This is a genomic window from Lysinibacillus sp. RC79, assembly GCF_041262405.1.
Lineage (GTDB): Bacteria > Bacillota > Bacilli > Bacillales_A > Planococcaceae > Lysinibacillus.
On sequence record NZ_JBGCCD010000023.1, the window covers coordinates 72,419 to 79,884 of the forward strand.

At 35.8% G+C, this 7,466-nt stretch carries 9 protein-coding genes, 2 rRNA genes and 1 riboswitch; of the genes, 2 read left to right on the plus strand and 9 right to left on the minus strand.

Translation table 11 applies throughout. From position 1 onward, the window contains the following. Positions 1-8: 8 nt before the first annotated feature. The 7 genes from purK to ABH968_RS19165 all read right to left on the minus strand — a co-directional run bounded on the left by purK (position 9) and on the right by ABH968_RS19165 (position 4,884). A complete protein-coding gene (purK, locus tag ABH968_RS19135; protein ID WP_370046507.1) occupies positions 9-1,133 on the minus strand; it encodes a 5-(carboxyamino)imidazole ribonucleotide synthase in 1,125 nt (374 codons plus the stop codon). Continuing rightward, positions 1,130-1,618: a 5-(carboxyamino)imidazole ribonucleotide mutase gene (purE, locus tag ABH968_RS19140; protein ID WP_370046509.1), complete on the minus strand. Its 489-nt coding sequence runs from the start codon at positions 1,616-1,618 to the stop codon at positions 1,130-1,132. Before purE ends, purK begins: the two co-directional genes overlap by 4 nt. A 211-nt stretch (positions 1,619-1,829) precedes the next feature. Further along, a riboswitch (purine riboswitch) is annotated at positions 1,830-1,928 on the minus strand. Positions 1,929-2,021: 93 nt separating this feature from the next. After that, positions 2,022-2,216 (minus strand): NETI motif-containing protein, encoded by a 195-nt coding sequence (locus ABH968_RS19145; RefSeq protein ID WP_370046511.1) that lies wholly within the window; start codon positions 2,214-2,216, stop codon positions 2,022-2,024. Between the two features lie 468 nt (positions 2,217-2,684). Further along, entirely contained in the window at positions 2,685-3,155 is a 471-nt protein-coding gene (locus tag ABH968_RS19150; protein ID WP_370046512.1) for an SMI1/KNR4 family protein, read from the minus strand. 232 nt (positions 3,156-3,387) lie between these two features. Further along, positions 3,388-3,804: a hypothetical protein gene (locus ABH968_RS19155; protein ID WP_370046513.1), complete on the minus strand. Its 417-nt coding sequence runs from the start codon at positions 3,802-3,804 to the stop codon at positions 3,388-3,390. A gap of 219 nt (positions 3,805-4,023) precedes the next feature. Beyond that, entirely contained in the window at positions 4,024-4,455 is a 432-nt protein-coding gene (locus tag ABH968_RS19160) for a hypothetical protein (RefSeq protein ID WP_370046515.1), read from the minus strand. A gap of 135 nt (positions 4,456-4,590) precedes the next feature. Beyond that, the gene (locus ABH968_RS19165) at positions 4,591-4,884 is read right to left on the minus strand and encodes a hypothetical protein (protein ID WP_370046517.1); all 294 of its coding nucleotides are present in this window, start codon (positions 4,882-4,884) and stop codon (positions 4,591-4,593) included. A gap of 342 nt (positions 4,885-5,226) precedes the next feature. Between ABH968_RS19165 and ABH968_RS19170 the strand changes: the two genes are divergently transcribed. Next, positions 5,227-5,760, plus strand: a complete 534-nt coding sequence (locus ABH968_RS19170; protein ID WP_370046518.1) for a sigma-70 family RNA polymerase sigma factor — start codon at positions 5,227-5,229, stop codon at positions 5,758-5,760. Next, positions 5,753-6,775, plus strand: a complete 1,023-nt coding sequence (locus ABH968_RS19175) for a DUF4179 domain-containing protein (RefSeq protein ID WP_370046520.1) — start codon at positions 5,753-5,755, stop codon at positions 6,773-6,775. Before ABH968_RS19170 ends, ABH968_RS19175 begins: the two co-directional genes overlap by 8 nt. Positions 6,776-7,071: 296 nt before the next feature. Here the strand turns inward: ABH968_RS19175 and rrf are convergent. Then, positions 7,072-7,187 (minus strand): 5S ribosomal RNA (gene rrf, locus ABH968_RS19180). 186 nt (positions 7,188-7,373) lie between these two features. After that, positions 7,374-7,466: ribosomal RNA gene (locus tag ABH968_RS19185) — 23S ribosomal RNA — on the minus strand; the annotation flags it as partial.

Sequence of the window (7,466 nt, forward strand, 5' to 3'; positions counted from 1 at the left end):
TTCTCCTTCTATTCTGACCAAATGCCAGAACTCTCGATTTGTTGTAGTGTTTCTTCTAAGTTTTTTGTCATAATCGTTACGTGGCCCATCTTACGGTTCACCTTAGCTTCAGCTTTCCCATAAAGATGTATAGACCATTCAGGATATTTAGCAATTGAGTTACTAAGTGGCATGACATGCTGCCCTAAAACATTTACCATAATAGATGGTGCCCAAAGTTGTGGTTTACTTAATGGCCAACCACAAACAGCACGTATATGCTGGTGGAACTGTGAAACGTTACATGCTTCTATAGAATAGTGACCTGAATTATGAGGTCTTGGTGCTAATTCATTAATAACAATTCCACCATCTTCTAATACAAACATTTCTACAGCTAATGTCCCTACTAAATTTAAATAATCAGCAATTTTCAAGGCTTCTCGCTCTGCAGCCTGTGCTGTTTCTTCTTTTATACGAGCTGGCACAATCGTTTCATGTAAAATATGATGAACATGAATATTTTCTCCAACTGGCTGACAATATGATTCACCATTACCGTTTCTTTGAACAATGACAGACACCTCTTTAACGAAAGGTACAAATCCCTCAACAATACATTGTGAATGTGAGAAAAGCCCTTTTGCTAACGGTAGGTCTTCGGCAGATTTTAAAAGCTGCTGCCCCTTGCCATCATAGCCACCTCTTGCTGTTTTGACTATACAAGGATAACTAATCCTATCGATATTGGCTAGTAATTCTTCATATGTATTTACAACCAAATAAGGGGCTACTGGAGAACCTGCGTTCACAATCGCTTCTTTCTCAGTCACACGGTTTTGTGTGATGCGTACTAGCTCTGCTCCTTGTGGGACGTAAGCCATTTGTGTTAAACGTTTTAAGCCATCATAATCGATATTTTCAAACTCATACGTTATAACGTCACTTACCTCGGCAAGTTCTTCTAAAGCTGCCTCATCATCATATGGGGCTACAATACGTACATCTGCCACCTGTCCACCTGGTGAATCCATTGATGGTTCAAGAACGGCGATTTTAAAGCCTGCTTCTTTAGCAGCAAGTGCCATCATACGGCCAAGCTGCCCTCCTCCGATAATGCCTATCGTCTGCCCTGGATAAATGATCTTTGTCACACTAAGTCACCTGTGCTTTCCAGTACTTGTTGCTTTGTGGATTCACGTCTAGCATCTAGTTTATTAGCAAGCTCTACATCTGTTGTCGATAAAATTTGCGCTGCAAGCAAGCCTGCATTCGTCGCTCCCGCTTTGCCAATCGCTACTGTTGCTACAGGTACACCGCCAGGCATTTGAACGATTGATAATAAAGAATCAAGACCGTTAAGAGCACGGGATTGCACAGGTACACCGATTACCGGTAACGTTGTTTTAGCTGCTACCATTCCAGGTAAATGCGCAGCTCCACCTGCACCAGCAATAATTACTTGAATACCTCGCTCACGTGCTGATTCTGCATACTCAAACATTAAATCAGGAGTACGATGTGCAGATACAACCTTTTTCTCGTACTGTACCTGTAATTCATCTAAAATATCACATGCATGTTTCATTGTTTCCCAGTCACTTGAACTCCCCATAATGACACCGATTTTCGGATTCATGATTGTCGCTCCTTTTTAACGTTAGAAAAATGATCAAATATTGTGCAAGCCTCTATTTCTCATATAGCTACTGCAATTTTTACTTTTTATAACAAAGAAAATCCCCAAATAAACTACTCCCTACCATACACGTGAAAGCAGTTTACTTGAGGACTTATTATGAAAAGAATATGCAAATGTACATTTCTGCACACAAACCTTCCCGTAACATGCCAAAAGTGCTTTCCCGCATAGTCCAGCATTTACGGTGCCGGGTAGAGACACTAGAGCCAATCCTCTAGCATATATGTGGGATTTATTTGTTTTTCCTTCTCATATTTTAACAAGTCATTCCACTATCGTCAATGCAAAAATGCGAACAATTTATTTTAGTCATTTGTAAACGTTCGGATTTTAGTCAAATTCACTCAGATTCTTGCCAGTTCATCGCTTTAAATTGTATTTTTTGACGTAAATACGTTGGTTCTCCATCGACTAAGTGAAAAATTGGTTCTTCTTTTCTTCCCACTGCCATATAACCATCTCGACGCATTCTTGCCAAACAATCTTCAATTGACTCGTTTTCTTCTACTTCATACCAAATTTGTTTTTTTCCCAAATCTTTCTTCCTTTCGATCTTGTATCCAATAATTTTTCCTCTTATGAGTTTCATTATACCTTGAGATTCTTCATTTAGTATGTATGATTTATTAATGAAATGCTCTTCACCCTAAAGTAGGGTTGATTTCTGTTTCGACTGGGTGCTTTTCTGGGGGGCAGCAGATGTTTTTTGCTCGAAAGGTAGTGCAACGTAGCGGTAGCGTCAGGATGTTTTTGTGCGAAAGCGTAGTGCAACCTAGCGGCATGTGGGGTTGTCGATGGGGTAGTATATAGCAATTATAGGTTCACTTATGGGGGGACTCTCGGTTAAGCGGATAGATTGTTGCTGTTAATACATAAAGACCAAGTTGATCCTGCACATTTTGTAGATTAACTTGATCTTTATATTTTGATTTTTCCTAAATCCTTCTTCAACTAAAAGTACATTTATTGACAAACATTAAGTCTTAAAGGGCTATTCAACATTTTACTTTTTTATGGTCGCAACTAGGAACAGGTCGGATAATTTTTTTACAACAGTTAGTTTATTTTCAATTATCATCTCAGTCTCTTCACCATATTCATGATTTAATAAATAGACAGGAGGATTATTTCCTTCGTGTATATTTATTGCGTAAGCATCTCCAATAGCTATTTCTTCTCCGATACAAATATAACCGTTTTCATATACTGCACATCCAGGAACAGCGTCTAAACATTCTTCAATAATACACTTTGGATTCAAGAATTCGATTCGTAATTCAGCTTCCTCATCTAGAGGAACCACCAATTCACTATCACACACTTCTACCGTAGTCATTAATTCTATCAACCATTCTGGAAGTTTAATATCTAGTTTTTCATTTAGCTCATTTATTTCTCCAACTGTCGCTATCCTAGTGGATGTTCCAGACCTTTGAATCATATCTTTAGCATTTGTAATTACTTCATTAACCAACGTGACTCCTCCATTCAATTAGAAATATTTACTTCATCTTTAATAACGTCCCGTTTTTAATTTCTTCCCATAGAACTTGACCTATGCAATCTTAACAATGTATCGCCTTATTTTATATATGTAGTTTTTTCCACATTCAACTATCCTGCACACTTAGTTTAAGAAGAAAAAAGATGGGATCTCTGTGGAATCCCATCTTTTAGTAAAGCCCCGTTAGTTTAAGTAGAATACTTCACAAACTTTGGTTAATCCCGCCAAACTTGTCATTTCTTTTGATTTTAAGTGCTTTAGCGAATACATAACCAGTTAATCCTAGTGATGCACTAATAACATAGCATTTATAATTATCTTTTTGTAATTCTTGTTCAAGTTCATTCGTGTTACCGTACCAAATCGGCCAAGCATATAATTTAAAGTTCTCAAATTGTTCTCTGTTCTCTACAAAAAATGTATTCAAATCAACTTCATCAATATCAAACAAAATACTTCCCGCCATTACATGATGGAAATCATGTGCTAGATAATTCTCGAATGTAATAGTTACAGTTTCATCTGTCACTGTTTCGATATCTAAAGTTAACTCATTTTCTAGAAAACTTGCTGAGTACCCAATTATCACACCATCGTGAATAGATATTGTAATGCCCATCACCCCCATAAAATGCTGCGTTGTTTGAATAGGAAATAATAATTGCCTATAGCAACCTCATGATATTTTACTAAAGCCCCCGTTAGCCATCCATGAAGCGCAAAAAACAGCTCTTCACCACAGAAAATGAAAGATGATTAAGTTCTTTCATGGGAGTTGAATAAGGAAAAATTAATTTATGTTATGGTATGGTATGCCCTTCCCCTGACTTTATATATTTTATTTGGTCTGAGTTAATAGCGGAAGTATCTCTTTAATAAAAGAACCGTTTTTAAACTCCTTAATTCTTATACCAAACCCATTGTCAGACTCATAACCTCTTATATGGTATTTAATTCTTATTGGTGTGTTTTTTTGTAATACAATAGCTGAGAAATCCCACGGAAATACCTTTAATGTTTTTCTAATATCTATAGTTGTAGCTGGACTATGTAATATTGATATTTTATTTTCCTGTTCTTTATACACGACGGCATTATCCAAGATTTTAAAACGATAGTTATTAATAAATAAAGCGGCCACATCTTCTTCATAATATAGTTCTAAAAAAACAAGTTTATTTCCTTTATCTTTATAAAATTTATTGAGAATCTTAGCCTCATCTTCAATGTTTTCGATATAGATGTATGATGAATCATATCTTATGTCCAAATAAAACACTCACTTTTTTCTGTTATTTAACAAAAATATTACCATAATCTTAAGTAATTAAACTGCTTCGTTAGTTGAAGAAGAAAAAGATGGGATCTCTGTGGATTCCCATCTTGAAGTAAGACTCCTGTTAGCTTAATAACAATTTAATCTTTCGTTTAAAAATCCTTTAAAACGCTGCCGTTCCTCATTGTCCCTTAGCAATTTTCTAACCATTTTTCTCGATGATAAATATCGCCTAATTTCTTCATCTCCTTCTATCAATTTAAGTATAGAAGGTTCAGTAATCATTAGTTCTTGGAACCAGTATTTATCTTTAACTAAACTTATATTAATTTCAGTCTTTTCATCTTTTGAAAGCGTAAGGTATCTAACATAAGAAAATTTTTTTTTAATTATTCCCCAAACTGCTTCTTCGTTCGTCTTCATTTAAATCCCTCATATATATTTTTATTGTTCAACAAACCTGTCTTGTTAGTAAAGAAACGCCACCGTTCTAATTTCATTCCATAGAATACTTTACCTGTCAAATCTTAACAATGTATTGCCTTAGTTTATATATGTGATTTTTTCCTCTTTCAACTAAACTGCGCCGTTAGTACAATAAGAAAAAAGAGCTGTCTAAAACAGCTCAATGATCCTCATGTAAAGCCCCCGTTAGTGCAATAAAAATTCTATTTTAATGCCTTTATCCAGGTTGCTTATTTCATTATTTTGCAACCAATTTACTTCTTCATTCGACTTTATTGTGTAACGGAGAGGAGGACCAAAATGGATTTAGCAAAATTAGTGCAAAAAGCAAAAAAGGATGATGATGAAGCATTTGAACAACTGATTGATTCTGTTCGACAAAAGCTGTACCGAACAGCCTATGCATACGTTAGAAACGAACAAGATGCTTTAGATGTCTATCAAGAAACAATTTATACAGCCTATATTTCAATAAAAACATTAAAGAAGCCTGAAAGTTTTTCAAGTTGGATTACAAAAATTCTAGTTTTTAAATCGATTGATTTTATTCGAAAAGAGTCCCGACATTTTACTGCAGATAATGAGGAAATCTTTACTGAATTAATCGCTTCTGAAAATGGTGATTTTATCATGCATTCAATGGATTTGTCAGAAGCCTTTAAATTCTTAAATCCTACTGTAAAAACCATTATTTTGTTGAGGTATTACCATGATCTGTCCATTAAGGAAATTGCTACGATCATGAATTACCCGGAAGGAACCGTTAAATCACACTTAAATAGAGCGAAAAAAGAGTTACGACCCATTTTAAAGGAGGGTTATCTGTATGAATAAAGACAAATTCAATCGATTTATCGACAACATAAATGTACCTGTTGAAAAGCTAAAGGCAAGGGAGAAAACGGCTATCTTTCAAGCCAAGAAAAAAAGAAAAGTAGGGAGAACAACAAAACAGTCAATCTTGGTTGCATGTGGGCTATGTATATCTTTGCTTGGTTCTGGATTTGTTTCAACAGGCATGGCAGAAGCATTATCAAATATCCCTCTAATTGGTGCAATTTATAAGGACTTTAAAGACATTGCCTCGGATAAAATCGAACACGATCAACTTACGACAGTAATTGATAAACAAGATAGTAAAAATGGCTTAACAATGACTGTAAAAGAAGCAGCTTATGATGGCAGCCGGTTAATCGTAACAGTAGTTTACACAGGAGAAAAAGAACTTTCGATGGAAGAAGAAATTGTCGGCTTTAATTATATAACAATTAATGGACAACCAGTTAAACCAGCGATTGGTTCAACAGGGCAAGATGACATAAACTCGAAAACAATAATTGAACATCATCAATTTACCTTTTCTAATTATAATGAATATGGCGATGAAATTGAGATTGCCGTCCATGGAGAAGATTTATTTGGCTATGAGGGCAAGTTGAAGGTGTCTTTCCCACTTAAAAAAATAAAAGGTGATGTATTTGTGTTTTATCCAGAAGTTACAACTAAAACGGTTGATGAAGTTTATACATTAACAGCCGACAAAGTAACATTTTCACCTCTATCAACAAGAATAGACCTAAAGATTGATTACCCAGCTAAAATGTATGAAAACGATAGTTGGCCTTGGTTTGATTTTTCTGTAGTCGATGATAATGGTCATGTATATGATAAACTGAAACTACAAGCAGGCATGGCTGGGAACTATGGTCATCATATGGTACTGGCTTTGCCTCCAATGGATACGATACCAAAATCATTTACACTCAAGCCAAGTCATACAAGCAATGAGGGCTTTAGCGAAGAGATAAAGGAATTGGAATTGGTCGTTCCTTTAAATAAAAGTAAATAATGACCTCGTTTGTTTCGTTTACTCATATCGGGAAGTATCTAAATTGAACATCGAATTTTACTAAAAGCCATATAAAAAGCCGAATTCCATAGCCATTGGAATTCGGCTTTTTATATTAAATTTTCTTAACGTTGTAAATCCGCATTTTCCTGATGCTACCCTTATTTGAAGACATTTTCCTTCTTCCACTAACCTGCGCCGTTAGTTGAATAGCAACAATCTTTTCGAAAAGAGCCTTTTTTTATTATGTTATAAAACAAAAAAAGCCGAGGAATAAATCCTCGACTGTTTTCATTGCCTAGCGAAGTCCTACTCTCACAGGGGGAAGCCCCCAACTACCATCGGCGCTAAAGAGCTTAACTTCCGTGTTCGGTATGGGAACGGGTGTGACCTCTTTGCCATCATCACTAGACTATTAACGGCTTTCAATATACGTCGTATTTCTTCGTCAGCTTCTGTCGTTCAGTCAGTCACGTACTTGAGTACGCTCCTTCCCTCTCTCCATCGTTTCCTCGAACTACTCGTATCTTGAAACCCTTAATTAAAAGAATTATTCTTTCAAAACTGGATAAACGGTGCATTGAATGTTTCAAACGTTTTGGTTAAGTCCTCGATCGATTAGTATTCGTCAGCTCCATGTGTCACCACACTTCCACCTCGAACCTATCTACCTCATCGTCTTTGAGGGATC